This window comes from Formosa sediminum (genome assembly GCF_007197735.1).
GTDB lineage: Bacteria > Bacteroidota > Bacteroidia > Flavobacteriales > Flavobacteriaceae > Formosa > Formosa sediminum.
In genome coordinates, this window is the sequence record NZ_CP041637.1 from 2,929,426 (window position 1) to 2,953,817 (window position 24,392).

19 protein-coding genes are annotated in these 24,392 nt (G+C 31.9%); 13 read left to right on the forward strand and 6 right to left on the reverse strand.

Annotated features, from left to right (window positions below; genetic code table 11):
• Nucleotides 1-67 precede the first annotated feature (67 nt).
• The 3 genes from FNB79_RS12850 to FNB79_RS12860 all read right to left on the reverse strand — a co-directional run bounded on the left by FNB79_RS12850 (nucleotide 68) and on the right by FNB79_RS12860 (nucleotide 4,350).
• Nucleotides 68-1,111 (reverse strand): GMP reductase, encoded by a 1,044-nt coding sequence (locus tag FNB79_RS12850; protein ID WP_143381690.1) that lies wholly within the window; start codon nucleotides 1,109-1,111, stop codon nucleotides 68-70.
• Between the two features lie 127 nt (nucleotides 1,112-1,238).
• Nucleotides 1,239-1,619, reverse strand: coding sequence for a Rid family detoxifying hydrolase (locus FNB79_RS12855; RefSeq protein ID WP_143381691.1), 381 nt, complete (start codon nucleotides 1,617-1,619; stop codon nucleotides 1,239-1,241).
• Nucleotides 1,620-1,629: 10 nt separating this feature from the next.
• Complete coding sequence (locus FNB79_RS12860) at nucleotides 1,630-4,350, reverse strand: putative LPS assembly protein LptD (protein ID WP_143381692.1); 2,721 nt, start codon at nucleotides 4,348-4,350, stop codon at nucleotides 1,630-1,632.
• A 133-nt stretch (nucleotides 4,351-4,483) separates the two neighbouring features.
• On the opposite strand from FNB79_RS12860, the gene FNB79_RS12865 reads away from it, so the two are divergent.
• The 10 genes from FNB79_RS12865 (at nucleotide 4,484) to FNB79_RS12910 (ending at nucleotide 18,569) form a co-directional block, all read left to right on the forward strand.
• A complete protein-coding gene (locus FNB79_RS12865; protein WP_143381693.1) occupies nucleotides 4,484-5,614 on the forward strand; it encodes an N-acetylmuramoyl-L-alanine amidase family protein in 1,131 nt (376 codons plus the stop codon).
• A gap of 52 nt (nucleotides 5,615-5,666) precedes the next feature.
• Nucleotides 5,667-6,653: an MlaD family protein gene (locus tag FNB79_RS12870; RefSeq protein WP_143381694.1), complete on the forward strand. Its 987-nt coding sequence runs from the start codon at nucleotides 5,667-5,669 to the stop codon at nucleotides 6,651-6,653.
• A gap of 7 nt (nucleotides 6,654-6,660) precedes the next feature.
• Complete coding sequence (locus FNB79_RS12875) at nucleotides 6,661-7,971, forward strand: (Fe-S)-binding protein (protein ID WP_143381695.1); 1,311 nt, start codon at nucleotides 6,661-6,663, stop codon at nucleotides 7,969-7,971.
• A 50-nt stretch (nucleotides 7,972-8,021) separates the two neighbouring features.
• Entirely contained in the window at nucleotides 8,022-8,813 is a 792-nt protein-coding gene (locus tag FNB79_RS12880; RefSeq protein ID WP_143381696.1) for a (Fe-S)-binding protein, read from the forward strand.
• Nucleotides 8,814-9,296, forward strand: coding sequence for a hypothetical protein (locus FNB79_RS12885; protein WP_143381697.1), 483 nt, complete (start codon nucleotides 8,814-8,816; stop codon nucleotides 9,294-9,296).
• Between the two features lie 149 nt (nucleotides 9,297-9,445).
• Nucleotides 9,446-9,931, forward strand: a complete 486-nt coding sequence (locus FNB79_RS12890; RefSeq protein WP_143381698.1) for an ABC transporter ATPase — start codon at nucleotides 9,446-9,448, stop codon at nucleotides 9,929-9,931.
• 95 nt (nucleotides 9,932-10,026) lie between these two features.
• Complete coding sequence (serB, locus tag FNB79_RS12895) at nucleotides 10,027-11,250, forward strand: phosphoserine phosphatase SerB (protein ID WP_143381699.1); 1,224 nt, start codon at nucleotides 10,027-10,029, stop codon at nucleotides 11,248-11,250.
• A 172-nt stretch (nucleotides 11,251-11,422) separates the two neighbouring features.
• Entirely contained in the window at nucleotides 11,423-14,344 is a 2,922-nt protein-coding gene (locus tag FNB79_RS12900) for a glycoside hydrolase family 3 N-terminal domain-containing protein (protein WP_143381700.1), read from the forward strand.
• A 1-nt stretch (nucleotide 14,345) separates the two neighbouring features.
• A complete protein-coding gene (gene bshA, locus FNB79_RS12905) occupies nucleotides 14,346-15,488 on the forward strand; it encodes an N-acetyl-alpha-D-glucosaminyl L-malate synthase BshA (protein ID WP_143381701.1) in 1,143 nt (380 codons plus the stop codon).
• Between the two features lie 153 nt (nucleotides 15,489-15,641).
• Complete coding sequence (locus FNB79_RS12910; protein ID WP_143381702.1) at nucleotides 15,642-18,569, forward strand: FAD-binding and (Fe-S)-binding domain-containing protein; 2,928 nt, start codon at nucleotides 15,642-15,644, stop codon at nucleotides 18,567-18,569.
• Here FNB79_RS12910 and FNB79_RS12915 read toward each other — a convergent pair.
• The gene (locus FNB79_RS12915) at nucleotides 18,561-19,442 is read right to left on the reverse strand and encodes a UDP-2,3-diacylglucosamine diphosphatase (RefSeq protein WP_143381703.1); all 882 of its coding nucleotides are present in this window, start codon (nucleotides 19,440-19,442) and stop codon (nucleotides 18,561-18,563) included. The two genes, FNB79_RS12910 and FNB79_RS12915, sit on opposite strands and share 9 nt — an antisense overlap.
• Before the next feature lie 198 nt (nucleotides 19,443-19,640).
• Between FNB79_RS12915 and aroC the strand changes: the two genes are divergently transcribed.
• From aroC to FNB79_RS12930, 3 genes are all read left to right on the forward strand, one after another.
• Nucleotides 19,641-20,702: a chorismate synthase gene (gene aroC, locus FNB79_RS12920; RefSeq protein WP_143381704.1), complete on the forward strand. Its 1,062-nt coding sequence runs from the start codon at nucleotides 19,641-19,643 to the stop codon at nucleotides 20,700-20,702.
• Between the two features lie 147 nt (nucleotides 20,703-20,849).
• Entirely contained in the window at nucleotides 20,850-22,154 is a 1,305-nt protein-coding gene (locus FNB79_RS12925) for a dicarboxylate/amino acid:cation symporter (RefSeq protein WP_143381705.1), read from the forward strand.
• 350 nt (nucleotides 22,155-22,504) lie between these two features.
• Nucleotides 22,505-23,152 carry a DsbA family oxidoreductase gene (locus FNB79_RS12930; RefSeq protein WP_143382632.1) on the forward strand — a complete coding sequence of 216 codons (648 nt, stop codon included), beginning with the start codon at nucleotides 22,505-22,507 and terminating at the stop codon, nucleotides 23,150-23,152.
• Nucleotides 23,153-23,214: 62 nt separating this feature from the next.
• On the opposite strand, the gene FNB79_RS12935 is transcribed toward FNB79_RS12930, so the two are convergent.
• Nucleotides 23,215-23,883 carry a hypothetical protein gene (locus FNB79_RS12935; RefSeq protein ID WP_143381706.1) on the reverse strand — a complete coding sequence of 223 codons (669 nt, stop codon included), beginning with the start codon at nucleotides 23,881-23,883 and terminating at the stop codon, nucleotides 23,215-23,217.
• A gap of 89 nt (nucleotides 23,884-23,972) precedes the next feature.
• The gene (locus FNB79_RS12940) at nucleotides 23,973-24,389 is read right to left on the reverse strand and encodes a thiol-disulfide oxidoreductase DCC family protein (RefSeq protein ID WP_143381707.1); all 417 of its coding nucleotides are present in this window, start codon (nucleotides 24,387-24,389) and stop codon (nucleotides 23,973-23,975) included.
• Between the last annotated feature and the right edge of the window lie 3 nt (nucleotides 24,390-24,392).

The following is a 24,392-nucleotide window of genomic DNA, read 5'->3' on the forward strand; positions in this document are numbered from 1 at the left end:
ATTGAACGTCACAAATTATAAACTCGAGACGTTCAATTTTTATTGTAATTTACTAAAATGTATTAAGTTAAGAGTTTGTATACACTTGATTTTCTTGCTCATTAACCCGAATAAATGTTGTGCGCTTAGTAAGTTCTTTTAGGCGGGCTGCTCCTACATAAGTACACGTACTTCTAATACCGCCTAATATATCTTGTAAAGTGTGCTCTACAGGACCTTTAAAAGGGACTTCTACAGTTTTACCTTCACTAGCTCTATATTCTGCCACACCACCTACATATTTATCCATTGCTGTTTCACTACTCATCCCGTAAAATTGTTTATAATGTTTGCCATCACGTTCAATTAACTCTCCACCACTTTCTTCATGTCCTGCAAGCATACCTCCAAGCATAACAAAATCTGCTCCAGCACCAAACGCTTTAGACACATCTCCAGGAACGGCACATCCACCATCACTAATAATTTGTCCGCCTAAACCATGTGCGGCATCTGCACACTCTATAATTGCTGATAACTGAGGGTATCCAACACCTGTTTTAACACGTGTAGTACATACAGATCCAGGACCAATACCTACTTTTACAATATCTGCCCCAGAAAGGATTAATTCTTCAACCATTTCTCCTGTAACCACATTACCTGCAATAATTACTTTATCTGGAAATTGTGCTCTTGTATGTTCTACAAATTTTACAAAATGTTCAGAATATCCATTTGCCACATCAATACATATAAATCGCAGTTGTGTATGTGCGCTAAAAATAGCCTTGAGCTTATCACTATCTGCTTGACTTGTTCCCGTACTTACGGCTATATAATTTTCAATACCGCTTGGAGCAGCTGCTAAAAAGGCATCCCAATCTTCTAAACTATAATGTTTTTGAACTGCTGTAAATAAATTTTGTTTTGCAAGTGCCAATGCTAATGAAAACGTACCTACAGTATCCATATTAGCAGCCATTATAGGTACACCTGTCCAAGTTGTTTGACTGTGTAAAAAGGTAAATTCGCGATTCAAATTTACTTGAGAGCGGCTTTTTAAAGTAGATCGTTTAGGGCGAAACATTACATCTTTAAAACCTAATTTTATGTCGTTTTCAATACGCATGTTAGTGTGATTTTAATATTTATAAGTATACAACTTAATTTATAATAAGAATATAAATTGGCAAAAAATAGCCCAAACAGCATTCTATTAAGAAAAATGTTTGGGCTAAATATAAGTTTTTAAACGGTTATTTAGAGGCTAAAAAGCTAATTTCCACATTTACAAATTTAGGTAAATTAGCAACTTCTACAGTTTCTCTTGCTGGAGCTGTAGCTTCATCAAAATACTTTCCGTAAACCTCATTTATTTGAGCAAAATTATTCATGTTGCTAATAAATATTGACGTTTTTATAATGTCTTCAAATGTCATATCTACAGCCTTTAAAATTGCTTTTATATTTTCCATAACTTGAGTGGTTTCAGTTTTAATATCATCTAAAACCAATTCGCTAGTTTCTGGATTAATTGCTATTTGACCGGATGCATATAACATACCATTTTTTAAAACAGCTTGGTTATATGGGCCAATAGGAGCAGGAGCATCGGGTGTGGTAATAATTGTTTTCATAATTATAATTTTATAGACTTTTATCTGATTGTAAACGTTTGTCGTATTTTAGGTCACTCAATATACTCGATTTTATTCCAATAAAGAAATACCACGACTTACTAGTACCAAAAGGCACCCAACTAAAATTCATTCGCCAACTTAATAAATCACGTTCTAAACGTAATTGGGTATATGTGAACCCCATATCTTTAAAATCGTAACCCGAAGACACTCCAACACTCCAACGGGGTGACAGTGATACATCTCCAGAAAACATTAAAGAATGTGAAGAGATTTCGTTATTACGGGTAGAATTAGAGTAATTAACAGCATAAGCTAAATTTAATGTCCACGGTATTTTGTACCTATAAAACTCATTCTTGTCCTCTTCATCTTCATCTTCTTCGTCTTCTTTATCATCAAAAAAACTGTTATTACTAAAATCTTGAGAAATACCAAAGAGGTCATCGTCACGACCACCACCACGAAGGTTTTCTTGTATCCCTTTATCATTTTCTTTAGATTCTCCACCAAATAATTCGTTAGATAACGAATAACTTAAAGTTAAGTTAGCACTAGTTAATCTAAATAAACTACCATTGTTATTTATATTATAAACATCTACTTTACTGTTGTTATTATCTAACGCATAAGGATCTAAAGTTGCACCAAAATTAATATTCATTTTACTGTCTAAAATAGAGGTACCACCACTTATTCTAAGCGGACTCCATTGTAATGAATCTCCAGCAAAATTGTAGGAAGTAGAAAAGGTTAAACTATTTAATAGCGTTACTTTTTTAGCTTCAGTTGCTGTACTATCATTATCTTTTACCTTTGCTTCTAAGTTGTTAGATATAGATAATCCTAATGAAGATGAAAAATTTTCGTTTGGGGCACCATATATAGATTCTTCAAAGCGTGAATAGGTTTCTAAAGCTGTTCCTTCTGTAGAAATTACTTCATAAGTATCATAATATTGATCAAATGAAGGCGTTAAACTATAGCTAATAGAAGGCGTCATGACGTGTCTTATTGCTTGAATTTTAGGATCTTTTCCTTCCTTTTTAAAATCAAACATTCCGTAAATAGTAGTACCTAAACTTGTACTAAAGTTATAAGTTCTATAAGCATCAAAACCATTAATTGTTTCTGTGACTTCTTCTTCTAAATCTTGATCATAATATCTATTAATGGTTTTAAATGTCCAATTTTCCTCAAAAGAAGTTCCCATACTTAAACTTAAATAATCAAATAACTTAAAGTTTGTACTTAATGGAATACTATGACGCACACCAGCTTCAGCATCTTTAAACATTTGGGGTTTAAAAAACAAAGAATCTGTAGTTTCGATTTGGTTTTCTGCATTCACAGAATATTGAAAATTAATATTTTCTATTATCCCTTTTTTGGAGCCTGTTTTAGGTTCGAACGGATAGACTCTTCCCACGCTACCAGACATACTAGGAAGCGACATATTTATGACTTCGGTTTGAGTGTTTTGGGAATGGGTTGCTGCGACACTAAAGTTTACTTGAGGATCTCCTGTAAAAGATTTAGAATACGAAACCGAAGATGATAATGTATTGTTTAAATAATTACCTGTATTTAGTTGATTTATAGAGGTTTGATAATACTTACTACTACCTAAGTTAACAGAGGCTGAAAAACTAGAATTAGGACTGGATTTTGAATCTTGACTATGAGACCAACGTATGTTGTAAATAGTAGATTTAGAATAATCCGGGAAGCCTTTTTCACTTTCAATTAAACTCTCATATCTAAAAGACATACTCCCACTAAACTTATATTTTACGGCGTAGTTACTCTCAATATTTAAACCATAACTCCCGTTAGTATAATAATCTCCTAAGATGGTTAAATCTGCATAATCACTCATAGCAAAATAATATCCACCATTTTGAAGAAAATAACCACGGTCACTATCTTCACCAAAACTAGGAATGATTATACCCGAGGTTTGTTTATCTGTTAATGGAAAAAAACCAAAAGGTACAGCAATAGGTGTTGGTACATCGGCAATAACCATATTTGTAGGCCCAACAACAACCTTTTTGTCTGGCACGTATTTAATTTTACTTGCTTTAAAATAATATTCAGGATTCTCTATGTCTTCTGCAGTTGTAAATTTTGCTTTAGCCATATAAATCACAGAATCGTTTTCTTTTTTAACTATAGGAGCAATAATATTAAATCCGCTTTGTTCTGTTTTAGAATTAAATATTAAAGCCTTCTGAGTATCAAAATTAAATCTAATAGAATCTGGTTCCACCACACTTTGTCCTTGGGTAAAAACAGGTTTTTGAGAATATTCTCCCAAGGAATCTTTTAAACGCCCAGCATAGACTTCATTTTTGCTATAATCTATAACAATAATCCCTGCTTTAATATTCATATCCTGATAATCTACTTCAGCTTCATTATAGAGATATAGTTTTTGTTCTAATTTATTAAATGAGGTAAAATCTTTAGCAGTATAGGTCACAATATCTGTTAAAAATTCCTTTTTTTGCTTCACACTATCATGTTTTACACTATCCTGCGCGCGTTCATTTATTTGGCTCACAGCCAGACTATCTACGCTAATAATGGGTGTGAAAATGGGGTCTTCTTCTGGGGTTGCTTTAACTACTTTTACAGGTTTAGGCAAGTCTTGAGAATAGCCAAAAGTGTTTATAAGCACTGTAAAACTTAAAGCTAAAAGTATTTGAAAGTAGTTTGAACGCAATGCTTTTAAATGTATTTTTGTAAAGTTTAATTTAGTATTTTAAAAAAGCCAAAATTACATATATATTTTTTGAGAACTATTAATATTTACTAAATTTTAATAATAATCAAAAGTGATCAGAGTTATAGTCTTTATGAAAACAAAACCTATATTTTTTATAGTCCCATTATTGTGTGTATTTCTATTAACATCATTTAAAAGTGATAAAACCCTTAATACCAACAAATTCGTTGTGGTGTTAGATGCAGGTCACGGAGGTGAGGATCCTGGAAAACCTACAAAATTTGGCTTTACTGAAAAAGATGTCGCGCTTAAAATTGTTTTAAAAATAGGAGCCGAATTAGAAAAAAATCCGGATATAAAAGTAATATATACTCGTAAAACCGATGTTTTTGTAACTTTAAGAGGACGTGCAAAAATAGCTAACGAAGCCGATGCAGATTTATTTGTTTCTGTACATTGTAACGCACATCACTCGCAGGCATACGGTACTGAAACCTATGTTGTTGGGGTTGCTAATACAAAACGTAATTTTGATGTTGCCAAATTAGAAAATGAAGTAATTCTTTTAGAAGATGATTATGAGACACATTATGATGGATTTAATCCCAATGCCCCAGAATCATTAATAGGCTTAACTTTAATGCAAGAAGACTATATAGATCACAGTATTCTTTTAGCAGGTATGATTGAGGATAATTTTTCAAAAAAATTAAAACGAAAAAGTAGAGGTGTTAAACAAGCTAGTTTATGGGTAATGCACAATACTTATATGCCAAGTGTACTTATTGAGACAGGATTTATTACCAATAACGAAGAAGGACATTACTTAAACTCTAATAAAGGACAAACAGAAATTTCTAAAGCTATTAAAGATGCTATACTTGAATATAAAAAATCGTTAGATTTAAATGTTGGAGAGTATTTAGGCACACAAAAAAAGCTTCCTGTGGTTAACGACGATATTGTATTAGAAGCTGAAGACACTAATGAAAATGATGTAATAGAATTTAAAATTCAAATTGCAGCGAGTTCTAAAAAATTAGAAACCAAAGCCTATAATTTTAGCGGATTAAGTCCTATATCAAGAATACAAGCAGGCAATTTGTATAAATATTACTATGGAAACACGTCTAACTATGCAGATAGTAAATCCTTATTAGCAAAAGCAAAAGCCAAAGGTTTTAATACAAGTTTTATAGTAGCTTTTAAAAATGGAGAACAAGTACTTTTAGATGAAGTACTAAAAACAACTTCAAATTAGGTAATTCTAATTTAATTATTTCTAATTTTGTTTATAAACTAAAAACATTGCTTTGAAGATAACAAAAGAAATCAAAATCGCCGTCCTAGTTATAGCAGGTGTTATATTTTTAATATTTGGGATAAATTTTTTAAAAGGAGAAAATTTATTCTCTTCATCAAGGACATTCTATATAAACTACAACAATGTTGAAGGTTTAACATTATCTACACCTGTAACAATAAGCGGGCTTCAAGTAGGTACAGTAAAAGACATTACATTAAAGGATGATGCGTCGTTAGTTGTTACAATTATTATTGATAATGACTATTCTTTTTCTAAAAACAGTACAGCAGAATTGTACGATACTAGTTTAATAGGAGGTAAATCTATAGCAATTATTCCTGCCTTAGACAATGCAGAATTAGCTAAAGATGGAGACTATTTAGTAGCTTCAAGAAAATCGGGCTTAACAGATATAGTAGGCGAGAAATTGGCGCCTTTACAAGAAAAAATTGAATCGCTAACACAAAATGCCGATTCATTATTATTAAGTTTTAATGATATTTTTGATGAGAGTACAACAGCAAATCTTAAAGGTTCTATTGCTGCTTTAGAAGAAACCATCTCTTCATTTAAATCGACCTCACAGTCTTTAAACGGCATTTTAAAAACCAATGAAGGTAATATTAATAATACCTTGGCGAACCTAAGCCATACATCAGACAATTTCTCAAAATTATCAGATTCTTTAGCCACTACAAATATATCTGGTATTGTAAACAGCCTTGAACAATCATTAGCATCTTTTAATAGTGTACTAGATAATGTTAATAATGGTGAAGGCTCATTGGGTAAATTATTAACAGACGATAAATTATATAACAATATTGAAGGAGCAACGCTTCAATTAGAGCAATTGCTTCAAGACATGAAATTAAATCCAAAACGTTATGTACATTTCTCTGTATTCGGTAAAAAACCAAAAGATTTCGATGCAGAAGAAAATCAGATAGATGATAACGGTGTATCCGTAGATGTCGAGACAACAAACAACTAACTAACACATGAGTATAATTCCTAACATACTATTTGCAATTATTTTAATTGCTGGAATCGGTTATTTTACATTAAACGTAAAGAAATTAGTCCGAAACATTAAATTAGGACGAGATGTAGATGTTAGTGATAATACACCAATACGTTGGAAAAACATGACCAGAATTGCTCTAGGGCAAAGCAAAATGGTAAAACGTCCAATTGCTGGTTTTCTTCATATTATAGTATATGTAGGTTTTGTAATTATAAATATTGAAGTTTTAGAAATTATTATAGATGGGCTTTTTGGAACACATCGTATATTTTCAGGACTAGGTACTTTATATGGTGTATTAATTGGTACTTTCGAGGTTTTAGCCTTATTGGTCTTTGTATCGGTAACTCTATTTTGGATTAGAAGAAACATTATTAAATTACAACGGTTTTGGAAATCAGAAATGAAAGGCTGGCCTAAAGCCGACGGAAATATTATTTTGTATTTTGAAATGGTACTTATGGCTTTATTTTTAGTTATGAATGCAACCGATGTACATTTTCAAGATATGCAAAACGGTAATGTAATTAGTCAATTTATTGCGCCTTTATTTAACAATTTTTCTCAAGCAACTTTACATATTATTGAACGTTCTGCATGGTGGTTACATATTATTGGTATTTTAGTTTTTCTTAACTATTTATACTTTTCTAAACATTTACACATCTTATTAGCCTTTCCAAATACGTATTATGGAAAAGTTAAACCCAAGGGCGAATTAGATAATTTAGAATCTGTAACTAAAGAAGTGATGATGATGATGGATCCTAACGCAGATCCATTTGCCACACCTCCAGAAAATGAATCCGCTGAAGAAGAGATTGTAAAATTTGGAGCAAGTGATGTTCAAGATTTAAATTGGGTACAATTATTAAATGCGTATACGTGTACAGAATGTGGACGTTGTACTAGTGAATGTCCTGCAAATCAAACTGGTAAAAAATTATCGCCTAGAAAAATTATGATGGACACTAGAGATCGTCTAGAAGAAGTCGGAAAAAATATAGATGCTAATAAAGGCGTATTAAATGATGATGGTAAACAGTTATTAGGCGATTATATCACCACCGAAGAACTTTGGGCGTGTACGTCTTGCAATGCATGTGTAGAAGCTTGTCCTGTTAGTATAGATCCTTTATCTATCATAATAGATATGAGACGTTATTTGGTAATGGAACAATCTGCTGCTCCAGCAGAGTTAAATAACATGATGACCAATATAGAAAATAACGGTGCACCGTGGCCTTACAACCAAATGGATCGTTTAAATTGGAAAGACGAATAGGTTTAAATATGCTTAAAGATTATAGATACAAAATATCAAAATAAAGAGACATGAACGAATTATTAAAAGTGCCTACAATGGCAGAATACATGGCTCAAGGTAAACAACCTGAAGTTTTATTTTGGGTTGGATGTTCGGGAAGTTTTGATGATAGAGCAAAAAAAATCACCAAAGCATTTGTTAAAATACTTAATCAAGCTAAGGTAGATTTTGCTGTTTTAGGTACAGAAGAAAGTTGTACTGGAGATCCTGCAAAACGTGCTGGAAATGAATTTTTATTCCAAATGCAAGCCGTTACTAATATTGAAGTATTAAATGCTTACGAGGTAAAAAAAATAGTTACTGCTTGTCCGCATTGTTTCAATACAATAAAGAATGAATATCCGCAATTAGGTGGTCAGTATGAAGTAATGCACCACACGCAATTCTTAAAATCGTTATTAGAAGAAGGAAAATTAACCATAGCTGGTGGCCAATATAAAGGTAAGCGTATTACATTTCATGATCCGTGTTATTTAGGACGTGCCAATAATGTTTACGAGGCCCCTCGTGATTTAATTCGGAAGTTAGAAGCCGAATTAGTTGAAATGAAAAACTGCAAAAGTAAAGGCTTATGTTGTGGAGCAGGTGGTGCACAAATGTTTAAAGATGCCGAAAAAGGCGATAAAGAAGTTAATGTAGAGCGTACTGAACAAGCCATAGAGGTAAAACCAGACATTATTGCTGCTGGTTGTCCGTTTTGTAATACCATGATGACAGATGGTGTAAAAGCAAAAGATAAAGAGGCAGAAGTAGACGTTATGGATATTGCTGAACTTATTGCAAATGCACAAGATTTATAGATGAAAAAGATTATTGCAACAGCATTTTTATGTTTAGTTTCCGGTTTTCTTTTTGCACAAGAACTGACTAAGGACGAATTAGTTGAAATCATTTCTAATGAATCTTGCGAGTGTATTAATGGAAAAGGATTGGATTTTAATAATATAGATAAACAGAAACTAGAATTAAATTTTGGTTTATGTATTATTGAAAGTTATACAAAACATCCTGAAGGCAGTGAACTGCTTAATATATCGTTTAATGATAATAAATCTTTAGAAGGTTTAGGAGAATTGGTAGCTTTAAAAATGATGACTAGCTGTCCAGATATTATGACTTTAATGGTGGGAAATTATTTAGAAGACGATTCCGTTGTAGCTGAAGCACCTCAGGATAACACCCTAGAAGGACTTACCTTTTTAAGTCTAAAATCAAATCAGCAATTTAATACATTATCCTTTAAAGATTCGTCTAATGGCAGAACGTACAATTTTTATGGTTAGAGTATTATGATGGTTCTCAATTACTTGAAAACGAAAAAAAACTTAAAAAGCAAGTATTAAATATTCAATTTAAAGAACAAGACTTCTACGATCCAAAAATTAATGATTATAGAAATTTTAAAATAATAACAAAGTTAACAGCACAATAAATGTTAGTAGATTTTAATACATTACCAGATACATCTAAGGTTTGGATTTATCAAGCTAATCGTTCGTTTACAGATCAAGAGCTTGAAGAAATTAAGTCTAAATTAGACGTTTTTATAGAAAACTGGACAGCTCACGGAGCCGATTTAAATGCAGGTTACGACTTAAAATATAAACGCTTTATTATAATTGGTTTAAATCAAGAAGTAAATCAAGCAACAGGGTGTTCTGTAGATGCTTCTGTACATTTTATTCAGCAATTAGAAAAAGAGTACAATGTAGATTTGTTAGACAAAATGAATGTGTCTTATAAACAAGGGGAGTTTGTGGCCTATAAAACGTTAACAGAATTTAGAAAAATGGCTAAAGATAAAGCCGTTTCTAAAAATACTATAGTGTTTAATAACTTAGTGACCAATATTGCAGAATACAAAGAAAATTGGGAAGTACCTGCAAGCGATAGTTGGCACAACAGATTTCTAAAATAATCTTATTTCAAAATAGTTAAGCTATTAATCTTTATAAATGTGTGATAAACCATTAACACACTTATTTTTCAACTTAAAAAAACCTAATACTAATTATGAGTAATGAGATTATCTTATTAAACATTTCAGGACAAGATAGGCCAGGATTAACCTCTTCATTAACCGATGTTTTAGCCCAATATGGTGCAAAAGTTTTGGATATTGGACAAGCAAATATTCACGACACCTTATCTTTGGGTATTTTATTTAAAATCAAGTCTAAAAAAAAATCTGCCGCGGTTTTAAAAGACTTGTTATTTAAAGCTTACGAACTTGGTATTACAGCAAAATTCACACCCATTACTTTAAACGAATATGAAAAATGGGTAACACTTCAAGGAAAAGACAGATATATAGTCACACTTTTAGGAGAACGTTTATCTGCTAAACAAATTTCTGAAGTTACTAAAGTGATCTCAGAAAAAAACTTAAATATAGATGCCATTACACGTCTTACAGGACGTTTATCTTTAGTTAAAGACGAAGAATATCCTAGAGCTTCAATTCAATTATCTATTAGAGGACATATTGAAAACAAAGCAGAATTTACAGAAAAATTCATGGCTATTTCTCGAAAATTAAATGTAGATATCGCTTTTCAGGAAGATAATATTTACAGACGAAACAGACGTTTAGTGTGTTTTGATATGGATTCAACATTAATTCAAACAGAAGTAATTGATGAATTAGCAGAATTGGCCGGTGTTGGTAATGAGGTTAAAGCCATTACAGAGTCTGCAATGCAAGGTGAAATAGATTTTAATGAGAGTTTTGAAAGACGCATGAAACTTTTAAAAGGGCTTAGCGAAGAAGTGCTTCAAGAAGTTGCTGTTAATTTACCTATCACAAAAGGTGCCAGAAGATTAATAGATACCTTAAAAAGTTATGGTTTTAAAACTGCAATTTTATCTGGAGGGTTCACTTATTTCGGACACTATTTACAAAAAGAATTAGGTATAGATTATGTATACGCTAACCAATTAGAAATTAAAGATGGTGTATTAACTGGAGGTTATCTTGGTGAAATTGTAGACGGTAATAAAAAAGCCGAGTACCTAAAAGATATAGCAAAACGTGAAGGCATTAATATTAGCCAGACTATTGCAGTTGGCGATGGCGCTAACGATTTACCTATGCTTAATCTGGCTGGATTAGGAATCGCGTTTCATGCCAAACCAAAAGTAAAAGACAGCGCACAAAGCTCTATTTCTAGTATTGGCCTAGATGGAGTATTATATTTACTAGGCTACCACGACAGATATATTGATTTGGTAGACTAGTTTAAACCCATATATTTACTTAAAAACTTCACTCCATATGTATGGGGTGAAGTTTTTTTGTTGTTAACTAAACTTAATAATTCTATCTTAAACTCTTTTAAACTTCATAGTAATTATGCTAATTTGGCTTATTATTTGCTGTTAAAATATAATTTATAAAAATTAAAATTTTATGCACAAAATTGTATATCTCACTCTTATATTATTTACATATCAATTTTCTTTCTGTCAAAATACTACAAACCCATTACTTACTAAAGATGCTTTAGCACAAAAAAAATGGGTAGATAGTGTATATAATAATCTATCACTTTCAGAAAAAATTGGTCAGCTATTCATGGTTCGTGCCATGACAACTGCAAATACCAGAGATGTAAATAATATTAAAACACTTATACAAGATAATCATATTGGAGGTATCATCTATTCAAAAGGTGGTCCAGTGAAATTAGCTAAGTTAAACAACATGTATCAAGGCATGTCTAAAGTACCTATGCTTATAGGTATGGATGCCGAGTGGGGATTAGGTATGCGATTAGATTCTACATATGCATTTCCGTGGAATATGACGCTTGGTGCTATAAAAAATAAACAGTTAATAGAACAAACAGGAAAACATATTGGCGAACATTGTAAACGTTTAGGTATTCATTTTAATTTTGGTCCGGATGTAGACATTAACACTAACCCTAAAAATCCTATTATAGGTAATAGATCGTTTGGAGAAAATCGAGAAGATGTTACCGCACATGCCATAGCGTTTATGAAAGGATTACAAAGTGCAGGTGTTATGGCTACAGGAAAACATTTTCCTGGACATGGCGATACAGAAACCGATTCTCATCATGCATTACCTACAATAAATTTTTCAGAAAAAAGAATAGATTCAATAGAACTTTATCCCTACAAACAACTAATTAAAAATGGATTAGAAAGTGTAATGGTGGCGCACTTAAATGTACCCGCTCTAGAATCTAAACCAGATTTTCCTTCGTCATTATCTGAAGCGATTATTACCAATTTATTAAAAGAAAAAATGGGTTTTGAAGGCCTAATTTTTACTGATGCTTTAGAAATGAAAGGTGTTGCAAATTTTAGTAATCCTGGTGATATTGATTTAGCTGCTTTTTTAGCAGGTAATGATATCTTGTTGATTTCTGAAGATGTACCAAAAGCTATCGAAAAAATTACTGAAGCTTACCAGTCTGAAATCATTACAGAATCACGTTTAGCATATTCTGTAAAGAAAATCTTAATGTCTAAATACAAAGTAGGCTTAAACCACTATAAACCTGTAAACACTACTCATGTAATTGAAGATTTAAATAGGTTAAAAGATGATATTTTAAATGAAGAACTATTTGAAAATGCAATAACAGTTGTTAAAAACGAAAATAATGTCTTACCTATTCGAGACTTAAACCAAAAAACAATTGCTTACATAAAATTAGGAGACGATAGTGGTAGTGCTTTTTTAAACGAACTAAAAAAATACACTAAAGTACATGAAGTACAATCTGATAGTTACGGATTTATAAAAACGAAATTAGATAATTATAACACAGTAATTATTGGGTTGCACCGATCTAATGCAAACCCTTGGAAAAGTTACGAATTTACACCTGATGAAATTAGATTAATTGAAAGTATAGCAGAAACACATACTGTAATTTTAGATGTTTTTGTTAAACCTTATGCAGTATTAGATTTACCTACATTAAATAATATTGAGAGTGTAGTAGTAAGCTATCAAAATAGTGAAGTGGCTCAAGAAAAGTCAGCTCAAATTATATTTGGAGCATTAGAAGCTAAAGGTCAACTTCCTGTTTCTGTTGGTAACGGTTTACATGCTGGCGATGGTATTGCTACTACAGCCATATCTAGACTGGGGTATACAATTCCTGAACGTGTAGGGATAGACTCTAAAAAACTCAATAAAATTGATGCACTTGCACAACGTGCCGTAGATGAACATATGACACCTGGAGTACAACTCCTTGTAGCCAGAAAAGGAAAAGTTGTATATTCTAAGAATTTTGGATCTCATACTTATGATAAAGATTCTGAACCTGTTAAAGACAACGATATTTTTGATATAGCTTCCATTACAAAAATTGTAGCAACATTACCTTTAGTTATGGAAATTGTAGAACAGGATAATGAAATTTCTATTGATACTAAACTTTCCGAATTAATTCCAGACTATATAGGCTCAAATAAAGCGAATATAACTTTAAAACAAATGCTTTCCCATTACGCACGCTTAAAACCTTGGATTCCTTTTTACGTTGCTACGTTAGATTCTACTAAAATGCCTAGTCATGCCTTTTATAGCAATGCACCAAGTGAATTATTCAACATTAAAGTCTTTAATAATTTATACCTAAAAAGAGATTATCCTGAGACTATGCAACAAATAATTAAGGATACAGACCTACTGCCAACGTTAAAATACAGGTATAGTGACTTACCTTATTACATTTTAAAGAAATTTATTGAAACTTATTACGACAGAACATTAGACCATTTAGTACAAAAGCACTTTTATGAATCTTTAGGTATGAATTTAACAACTTATAATCCCTATTTAAAATTTCCGATGAAAGATATAGTACCTACAGAAAATGACAATTATTATCGTCATGATGTCGTACAAGGCTATGTACACGATATGGGAGCAGCCATGCAAAACGGTGTAGGTGGTCATGCCGGAGTATTTAGTAACGTAAATGATATTGCTAAAATCATGCAAATGTATTTACAAAAAGGTTTTTACGGAGATAAACGCTATCTTAAGCCCGAAACTATAGATATGTTTAATACAACTTACTATTCTAATAAAGGAAACAGACGTGGTTTAGGCTTCGACAAACCCCAGTTAGGGACAAGCGGACCAACTTGTGGCTGTGTCTCTATGAAAAGTTTTGGTCATTCTGGCTTTACAGGAACCTACACTTGGGCAGATCCAGATGAAGAATTAGTTTATGTATTTATGGCAAACAGAACATATCCATCTGCAGAAATTAACATGTTATTACGTGAAAATATTAGAACAGATATTCAAGAACTTATTTACGAAGCAATTATAAATTAAGATGCGCATAGGAATAAATTGTTATCCTACATTTGGAGGAAGCGGCGTAGTGGCCACAGAATTGGGTTTAGAGTTAGCTAAACGCGGACACGAAATTCATTTTATCACTTATAACCAGCCAGTACGGCTAGATTTATTAAGTAATAAAGTACATTTTCACGAAGTAAAGGTTCCCGAATATCCTTTGTTTCACTATCAGCCTTATGAGTTGGCTTTATCTAGTAAAATGGTAGATATGGTTAAACTTCATAAAATAGAAATCTTGCATGTTCACTATGCTATCCCTCATGCATATGCCGCATTTATGGCTAAAAAAATGCTTGAACAGGAAGGGATTTATATACCGGTAGTTACTACACTTCATGGTACAGATATTACTTTAGTAGGCAGTCATCCGTACTACAAACCTGCTGTATCTTTTAGCATCAATATGTCAGATGCTGTTACATCTGTTTCTGAAAGCTTAAAAGAAGATACGTTTAGATTATTTAATATAAAAAAAGACATAAACGTAATAACTAACTTTATAGATATAGAGAAATACAAACATGCATTTACCGATTGCCAGCGAGGTATGATGGCTCCTGATAACGAAAAAATCATTACCCATATTAGTAATCTAAGACCCGTAAAACGCATTTTGGATGTTATAAAAATCTTCTATAAAATTCAAGAAAAAATTCCTGCTAAACTCATGTTAATTGGAGAAGGACCAGATAAAGAAGCTGCCGAAAATTTATGTGATGAATTAGGAATTACTGAAAAAGTGGTATTCTTTGGAAAAAGTAATGAAATAGATAAAATTTTATGTTTTAGCGATTTGTTTTTATTACCCTCTGAAACAGAAAGTTTTGGTTTAGCTGCTTTAGAAGCCATGGCGTCTGGTGTTCCGGTAATTTCTAGTAATACCGGAGGGATTCCAGAAGTTAATGTACATGGTATAACAGGGTTTTTAAGTGATGTTGGCAATGTTGAAGAAATGAGTGCTAATGCTATACATATATTGAGTGATAGCGATCGTTTAAAACAGTTTAAACAAAATGCTAAAGAACGATCGTATATATTCGATATACATAAAATCGTGCCTCAATACGAAAAACTATATAAAGAAACACTTGAAAAAAGTTTGCAATTATTATCGTAATCTTTTAAAAATTTCATAAAAACGCTTCAGTATATATATTATTCTGAAGCGTTTTTTAGTTAATTCCCCTTTTTAAGTTAATTCCGTTGTTTCTTGTATCAACAATATTTACATTTATTCCGCATAAATAAGACTTTCTTACTTCATTCCCCTATGACAACTGCAACAGCTATCAATTTAAAGCCATTACAACAAGACTTAGATGGCGAATTATTTTACGACGATTTAATGAAATCAATATACGCCACAGACGCATCGGTGTATAGACGATTACCTTTAGCGATTGCTTACCCCAAGCATGAAGCAGATCTTAAAACGTTAATAGCTTTTGCCAACACCAACCATATAACACTTATTCCAAGAACTGCAGGAACATCTTTAGCAGGACAATGTGTAGGTGATGGTATTGTTGTAGATGTATCTAAACATTTTACAAAAATTATTTCGGTTAATAAAGATGCTAGAACGGTAACCTTGCAGCCAGGTGTTGTAAGAGATTATTTAAATTTACATTTAAAACCCTACGGCCTTTTTTTTGCACCAGACACTTCTACATCTAACCGTTGTATGATTGGCGGTATGGTAGGTAATAATTCTTCTGGAACAACATCTATACAATATGGTGTAACCCGCGATAAAGTATTACAATTAAAAACCCTTTTAAGTGATGGTAGCGAAGCTGTTTTCGGTGATTTAACTCCAAAAGAATTTCAAGAGAAAATAAATTTAAAAAGCCTTGAAGGCGCTATTTACAAAACTATTTATACAGAATTACAATCTGAAACGGTAAGAGCTCAAATACATAAAGAATTTCCAAAGCCAGAAATTCACCGCAGAAATACTGGATATGCATTAGATAAATTAATAGATTCTGAAGTTTTTAACGAATCTTCAAAGCCATTTAATATGTGTAATTTATTATCGGGTAGTGAAGGTACATTGGCCTTTACCACAGAGATTACTTTACATTTAGATGTTTTACCTCCTACAGAACGTGTAATGGTTGCGGCTCATTTTAATAGTATAGAAGATGCACTCACAGCAACTACAACATGTATGCAGCATAAATTATATTTGTGCGAAATGATGGATAAAATAATTTTAGATTGCACTAAAAACAACCTAAAACAACAAGAAAATAGACAGTTTGTTGTTGGCGATCCAGAAGCTATTTTAATGTGTGAATTAAAGAGTAACGATAAAGCCGATGTCTTATTACAAGCAAAAGCTTTAGTTAGTGCTCTTGATCAGGAAGGACTTAGTTATGCTAATGTAATTTTAATGGATGACGACATAGATAAAGCTATTGAGTTAAGAAAAGCAGGTTTGGGTTTATTAGGAAACATAATAGGCGATAAAAAATCCGCCGCTTGTATAGAAGATACTGCTGTTGCTTTACCAGATTTTGCTAATTATATTAATGAGTTTACTGCATTAATGAAAGCCTACAACCAAAAAGCCATTTACTACGCACATGCTGGAGCAGGTGAATTACATTTACGACCGGTACTTAATCTTAAGTTGAGTGAAGATGTTATAATGTTTAGAAAAATTACAACTGACGTGGCACATTTAGTAAAAAAATATGGAGGCTCTATGTCTGGTGAACATGGAGATGGTATAGTGCGTGCAGAATTTATTCCGCTTATGATTGGCGAGAGTAATTACAAGATAGTAAAGCGAATTAAAACAGTTTTTGACCCCAATACTATTTTTAATGCCGGAAAGATTGTAGACGCATTTCCTATGGACGAAGCCTTACGTTATGTAGCAGATAGAAAGGAACCTGAAATTAAAACTTTAATGGATTTTTCGGCCTCTCAAGGTATACTTAGACAAGCTGAAAAATGTAATGGGAGTGGAGATTGTAGAAAACCTTCAGAGTTAGGCGGAACTATGTGTCCTAGTTATCGTGCTACAAAAAACGAAAAAGATACTACCAGAGCCAGAGCAAATGCTTTGCGTGAATTCTTAACGAATACCGAAGCGGGTAAAAACCCGTTTAATCATAAAGAATTAAAATCTGTTTTAGACTTGTGTTTAAGCTGTAAAGCGTGTTTAAACGAGTGTCCAAGTACGGTGGATATTTCAACCATGAAGTCTGAGTTTTTATATCAATATCAAAAAGAAAACGGATTTAGTTTACGCGCTAAAGTATTTGCTTATAATAATAAAGCTAATGAGTTAACAACTCATGTTTCAGGCTTGAGTAATTTCTTTTTTAAAACAAAATTTACTTCAAGTATTATTAAAAATGCCTTTGGTATAGCTGCAGAACGAAGCATGCCATTAGTCTCCTGTAAGAGTTTAAATAAACACATTAAAACAATTGAAAATAAAGTTATTAGAAATAAAATAAAAACACTTTATTTCTTTGTAGATGAATTTACAAATTTGTTAGACACAAAAATTGGTTTAGATGCAATTGCTTTATTACAAGGCTTAAACTACGAACTTAAATTTGTAAAACATGAAGAATCTGGACGTGCATTTATATCTAAAGGGTTTCTTGATCAGGCTAAAGATTGTGCGACTAAAAACGTAAACATATTTAAAAATTTAATCACAGAAAATACGCCTTTAATTGGTGTAGAGCCTTCTGCTATATTTACTTTTAAAGATGAATATATAATGCTTGCGGAAGATAAAGAGGCAGCAAAACAAATTGCAAAACACACTTATTTAATTGAAGATTTCTTGCATTCAGAACTTAAAAAAGGACATATAAGTTCAAATCAATTTCATACACTTCATCAAACTATAAAAATTCACTCACATTGTCACCAAAAGGCTATGAGTAATCAATTATCAACCTTTAAATTATTAAACCTTCCTAAAGGATATACAGCTACAATAATACCTAGTGGTTGTTGCGGTATGGCCGGAAGTTTTGGTTATGAAAAAGAACATTATAAAGTAAGTATGGCTGTTGGAGAACAAACCTTATTTCCAGCGGTAAGAAAAGCAAAGCCAGATGTAATTATTGCTGCAAATGGCACCAGCTGTAGACACCAAATTAAAGATGGTACACATAAGGAAGCTTTGCATCCAGTAACTATATTAAGACAAGCGTTACTCTAGAGAATTCTTTTTATTTTTCTTATCTTTTTTGTCTTTCTTTTTATTTTTATCTACAATTGTTATTGCAGCAATTAAATCTTTCATCTCCATATCTTTTATGTCTTCATCAACAAAAAAGGGGGATAGTTTATCATGATTGTAATTGTAAATTTTCCAACGTTTAAATTGATATTCAAGCGCTGTAAAATTCTCAACCCAATCCCCTGAATTTAAATACATTGTCTTGCCGTATTTATTTTCTTTAATTAACATTTTTGGCTGATGTATATGTCCGCAAATCACATAGTCGTATCCTTGTTCTATAGCCAAATCTGTAGCAACGGTTTCAAAATCATTTATATATTTAACAGCGCCTTTTACACCATTTTTTATGCGTTTTGATATGGAGTATTTTTCTCGTCCCATCTTATCTAATCCCCAATTTACAACTTGATTAATAAGAATTAAAAAATCGTAACCATAACCGCCAAGTTTAGCTAACCATTTTGCATTCTGAATAGACACATCAAAAATATCACCATGAAAAAACCAAGCACTTTTTCCATTTAATTCAGTAATATATTTATCTACTATCGAGAAATTACCTATACTAGAATCGCTAAATCGTCTAAGCATCTCATCATGATTACCCGTTATGTAAATCACTTCAACACCATCAGAGGCCATATCCATTATCTTTTTTATAACTTGCATATGTGATTTAGGAAAATAACGTTTGCTAAATTGCCAAACATCAATAATATCACCATTAAGAATAAGTTTTTTAGGATCTATACTATTCAAATAAGCATAAAGTTCTTTGGCATGACAACCAAAAGTTCCTAAATGAACATCAGAAACAACTGCGACTTCAATTTTTCTTTTAATTTTCAATAAAATAGGGGATTTATAGATTATTTATACAAAAATCCTAAACACATGTTACTTAATCTTAAACTCCTAATTAATTAATAAATAGTTTTTTGTAAAGTTATTGTTACTACACTAATTTCATTTTATTTAACTATTCATCACTTTCTATTTTATTTTTCGTAATAATACATTTAAATTAGCAAAAAAATAGTATTAGTTATGGCAGGAAATTCCTTTGGAAAATTATTTAAACTAACCACTTTTGGAGAGTCTCATGGTATGGCTCTAGGAGGTGTTATAGATGGATGCCCTTCGGGGATTACTTTAGATTTAGATGCCATACAAACCGAAATGAACCGCAGAAAACCTGGGCAATCGGCTATTGTTACACAACGTAAAGAACCCGATGAAGTTAAATTTTTATCAGGTATTTTTGAAGGTAAAACTACAGGAACTTCTATTGGGTTTATTATAGAAAATTCAAATCAGAAATCTCACGATTACTCGCATATAAAAGATTCATTTCGTCCGTCGCATGCAGATTACGTTTACGAAAAAAAATATGGTATTCGCGATTATAGAGGCGGAGGCCGTAGTTCTGCAAGAGAAACAGCCTGTCGCGTTGTGGCTGGAGCTATTGCAAAACAGGTTTTAAAAGGTATAGAATTTCATGCTTTTACTTCGTCTGTTGGCGATATATTTATGGAAAAACCTTATCAAGATATAGACTTTAGTGCTATTGAAAGTAATATTGTGCGTTGTCCGGATACAGAAACTGCAGATAAAATGATTTCTAAAATAAAAGAAATTAGAAAAGCAGGAGACACCATTGGTGGTACCGTAACGTGCGTCATTAAAAATGTTCCTTTAGGTTTAGGAGAGCCTGTATTTGATAAGTTACATGCAGAATTAGGTAAGGCCATGTTATCTATTAATGCTGTAAAGGGGTTTGAATACGGTAGCGGATTTTGTGGTGCAAAAATGAAAGGAAGTGAACATAATGATTTATATAACACTGATGGCACAACAAAAACAAATCTTTCTGGCGGTATACAAGGCGGTATAAGTAATGGGATGGATATCTATTTTAGAGTAGCCTTTAAACCCGTTGCAACTATAATGCAAACACAAGACACAATAGACAAAGCTGGTAATAGTGTTAAAATGGATGGGAAAGGCAGACACGATCCTTGTGTTGTACCACGAGCCGTACCTATTGTAGAAGCAATGGCTGCATTAGTAATAGCCGATTATTTATTATTAGATAAAGTCTATCAATAAATTAAAAACATAAATTTTAAAAGGTTTTTTATTCGAATTCATAAATCGATAGTATCATCGGTTAAATTCTAATACAAAACCTTTTATTATTTTTAGCAAACATCTAACTTAACCAATTATTTTAAAAAAACGTACGAAAATTACACTATGAAGAAACTTGCATTGCATTGGCAAATATTATTAGGAATGGTTTTAGGGGTGGTATTTGCCTTATTAATGAATCAATTTGAATGGGGAGCAACTTTTATCGCAAAATGGATTAAGCCCTTTGGAAATATATTTATAAATGCATTAAAATTAATAGCTGTCCCATTAATACTGGCTTCATTAATAAAAGGAGTTTCCGATTTAAAAGATATTTCTAAGCTCTCTAAAATGGGAGGAAAAACAATAGGTACCTATTTAATAACTACGGTAATTGCTGTATGTATTGGTCTTGCTTTGGTAAATATTATTAAACCTGGACATTCAATATCAGAAGAGACAAGAGCCCAACTTGTTGAAAATTATAAAAGCGATGCAGACTCAAGAATTGCACAAGCAGAAAAACAGAAACAAGCCGGTCCTTTACAAGCTCTAGAAGATATTGTACCTAGTAATATTTTTCAAGCTGCTTCAGACAACGGAAACATGCTTCAAGTTATTTTCTTTGCAATATTCTTTGGTATTGGATTAATCTTAATACCAGAAGAACAAGCAAAACCGGTAAAAGATTTTTTTGATGGTTTTAATGAAGTGATTTTAAAACTTATTGATATTATAATGCTTGCTGCACCTTATGGTGTATTTGCATTACTCGCAGCATTAGTGGTAGAAGCTCCAAGTGCAGATCTTTTTAAAGCCTTAGGTTGGTATGCATTTAGTGTGGTTTTAGGATTAGCAATTATGATGATTGTGTACTCTTTAATTGTTTATCTATTTACTAAAAAAACGCCTAAATTCTTTTTTAACGGAATTTCTCCAGCTCAATTATTAGCATTTTCAACAAGCAGTAGTGCTGCTACGTTACCCTTAACTATGGAACGTGTTGAAGAACACTTGGGTGTAGACGAAGAAGTTGCTAGTTTTGTTTTACCCATAGGAGCAACAATTAACATGGACGGTACAAGTTTATATCAGGCTATAGCTGCAGTTTTTATAGCACAGGCATTTGGTATTGAATTAAGTTTAGGAGCGCAATTAGGGATTATAGCAACAGCTACGTTGTCATCTATTGGTAGTGCTGCTGTACCAGGAGCTGGTATGGTTATGCTCGTAATTGTTTTAGCACAAGCAGGAATACCTGAAGCCGGTTTAGCTTTAATATTTGCTGTAGATAGACCTCTTGATATGTGTAGAACCACAGTAAATATTACTGGCGATGCAGCAGTTTCAATGCTCGTTGCTAATTCAGAAGGGCGACTACATGATCCTAAAGTTAAAGATTGGGACGACAATTATAAAACAAATTAAACATTAGCTTTAACTTATATTTAATTTTTATCATTACATTCATAAAAGCCTCTATTTAAATATTTTAAATAGAGGCTTTTAATATTATACTTTATGTAATTTCAAAAAAATGCACATACAATTTCACCTAATAAAACGTTAAATACTTCACTATAACTAAACGAATGTTTAGATTTGTATTATAAATACAGTTGTTTGTAATTTAAAATCATATCCTCAAAAAATAGAAGTATGTATCAATTTAGAATATACTAATTTACATATTTTTAATAGGATTAAAATTTTCAATATTATTTTAAAATATTGGTAAATGAGAATTACAAAAATGGTAACAAAAAGCATTAATTATGATGAAAGAAAAATTAAAGATAGATATTGTTTCAGACGTGGTTTGCCCGTGGTGTACCATTGGCTTTAAACGTTTAGAAAAAGCCATTTCTGAATTAGGTATAGAAGATCAGGTAACTATAGAATGGCAACCTTTCGAATTAAATCCTAACATGCCCAAAGAAGGTCAGCTTATTCAAGATCATATAGAAGAAAAATATGGTTCGAGTTTAGAGCAGCAAAAAGAATCACAACAACGTATGGCTGATGCTGGAGAAGAACTAGATTTTACTTTTGATTATTTTGAAGATATGCGTATAGTTAACACATTTGAAGCCCATATTCTATTAGAATACGCTAAATCTTTTAATAAACAAACAGCATTAAAGATGAGACTTACTGCGTCTTATTTTAGTGAAAGAAAAGATGTATCGGACAGAGATATTTTAAAACAAGCTTTATTAGATGTCGGATTAAATGCTGAAGAAGGCATGCTTTTATTAGATAACGAAAGCATGAGAAAAGAAGTGAAGAGTAAAGAAGTTTACTGGCAAAGTATGGGAGTAAATTCTGTTCCTACTATAGTATTTAACAGAACAAGTGCTGTAACAGGAGCACAACCCATTGCTGTATTTAAAAATGTTTTAAACGATTTGCTTAAAGCCAATTAAATAAACCCCATAAAAAAAACCTCATAAATATTATGAGGCTTTTTTATAATAGAGTAAAACTTTTAGTTTTTTAAAGCTTTCTTGATTTTTTTAGCATACTCTTCTGCATTATCAGTAAGATTAGAAGGGTTTTCTAAACTAGAAGTTACAACACTAACAAGTTGTTTACCATCTTCTTCATCTAAATTATAAGCTACAGTTTCTATTACAAATGTTTTAACCGTAGTTGTTGTTGTTGTCATTGGCATATAACTTCCTGTACTTACATAAGTCATTGGGTGACTATAGTACCCATAAAAACCACCGTAGTAACCTGGGTAAAATGCACCATAAGACGCCCCTGCATAATATCCACCATCTGTAGACGTTCTAGTAGCTTCAGAATAATCTTTAACTACACTCAACACTACACCATGGTATCCTTCTCTTTTAATTGTTTCTACTAAGGTTTTAGTTTGTGCTTCATCTAACTTTTTATCAGGATCGATATTTGGTAACTCTTTAAAGCTCTCTGTTGCTTTAAAATCACTGTCACGTAATTGGTTAGCAATAGCTTGTTCAAAAGCTATACGAGCTTGTTTATTATCTGTTCTAGCAATTACTAAAATGTTCTTCTCTTTTAAAGAAGGAGCGTTGTCTGCTTTCCAAGAATCTAGTACTTTAACACTAGAACAACTACTTAAAACAAAAGTAACGACTAGCAATAAAAGTGAATAATTTGATTTTTTCATAAGAATATTGAGTAAATTAATTGATTAATAGAATCCAAATGTATAAGGTATAATGTTTATTTAAAAGAAAAACTTGTAATAGTTGGTATTTATTCAAGGAATTTAACTTTTAATGCTTTTGTAGGAATCATACACGCTTCTTTTTTACCATACCATTTGTATCTGTTTTTTGCTATAAAATCATAAACATAATCTCTAATAAATTTAGGTATAATTAAGAATATACTTAACAAATTAATGGGGAAATTTAATTGTGAAGCAATCTTTAATGCTGCTGTAGATTTAGAATATAAACGATGTTTTGGTGTGTATAATAATATTGAATCTGTTTTTGAAGTATCTATTTTAAAAGCCGTTATTAAAGTTTTGGCAGATTCGCCTTGTAACGTAGTAAACTTAAAAATGTTTTTTTTATCGTGTTTAATGATAAATTGAACAGATGAGTCGCATAAATTACATACACCATCAAAAAGCACTAATTTCTCTTGTTTATTAAGACCTTTCATAAA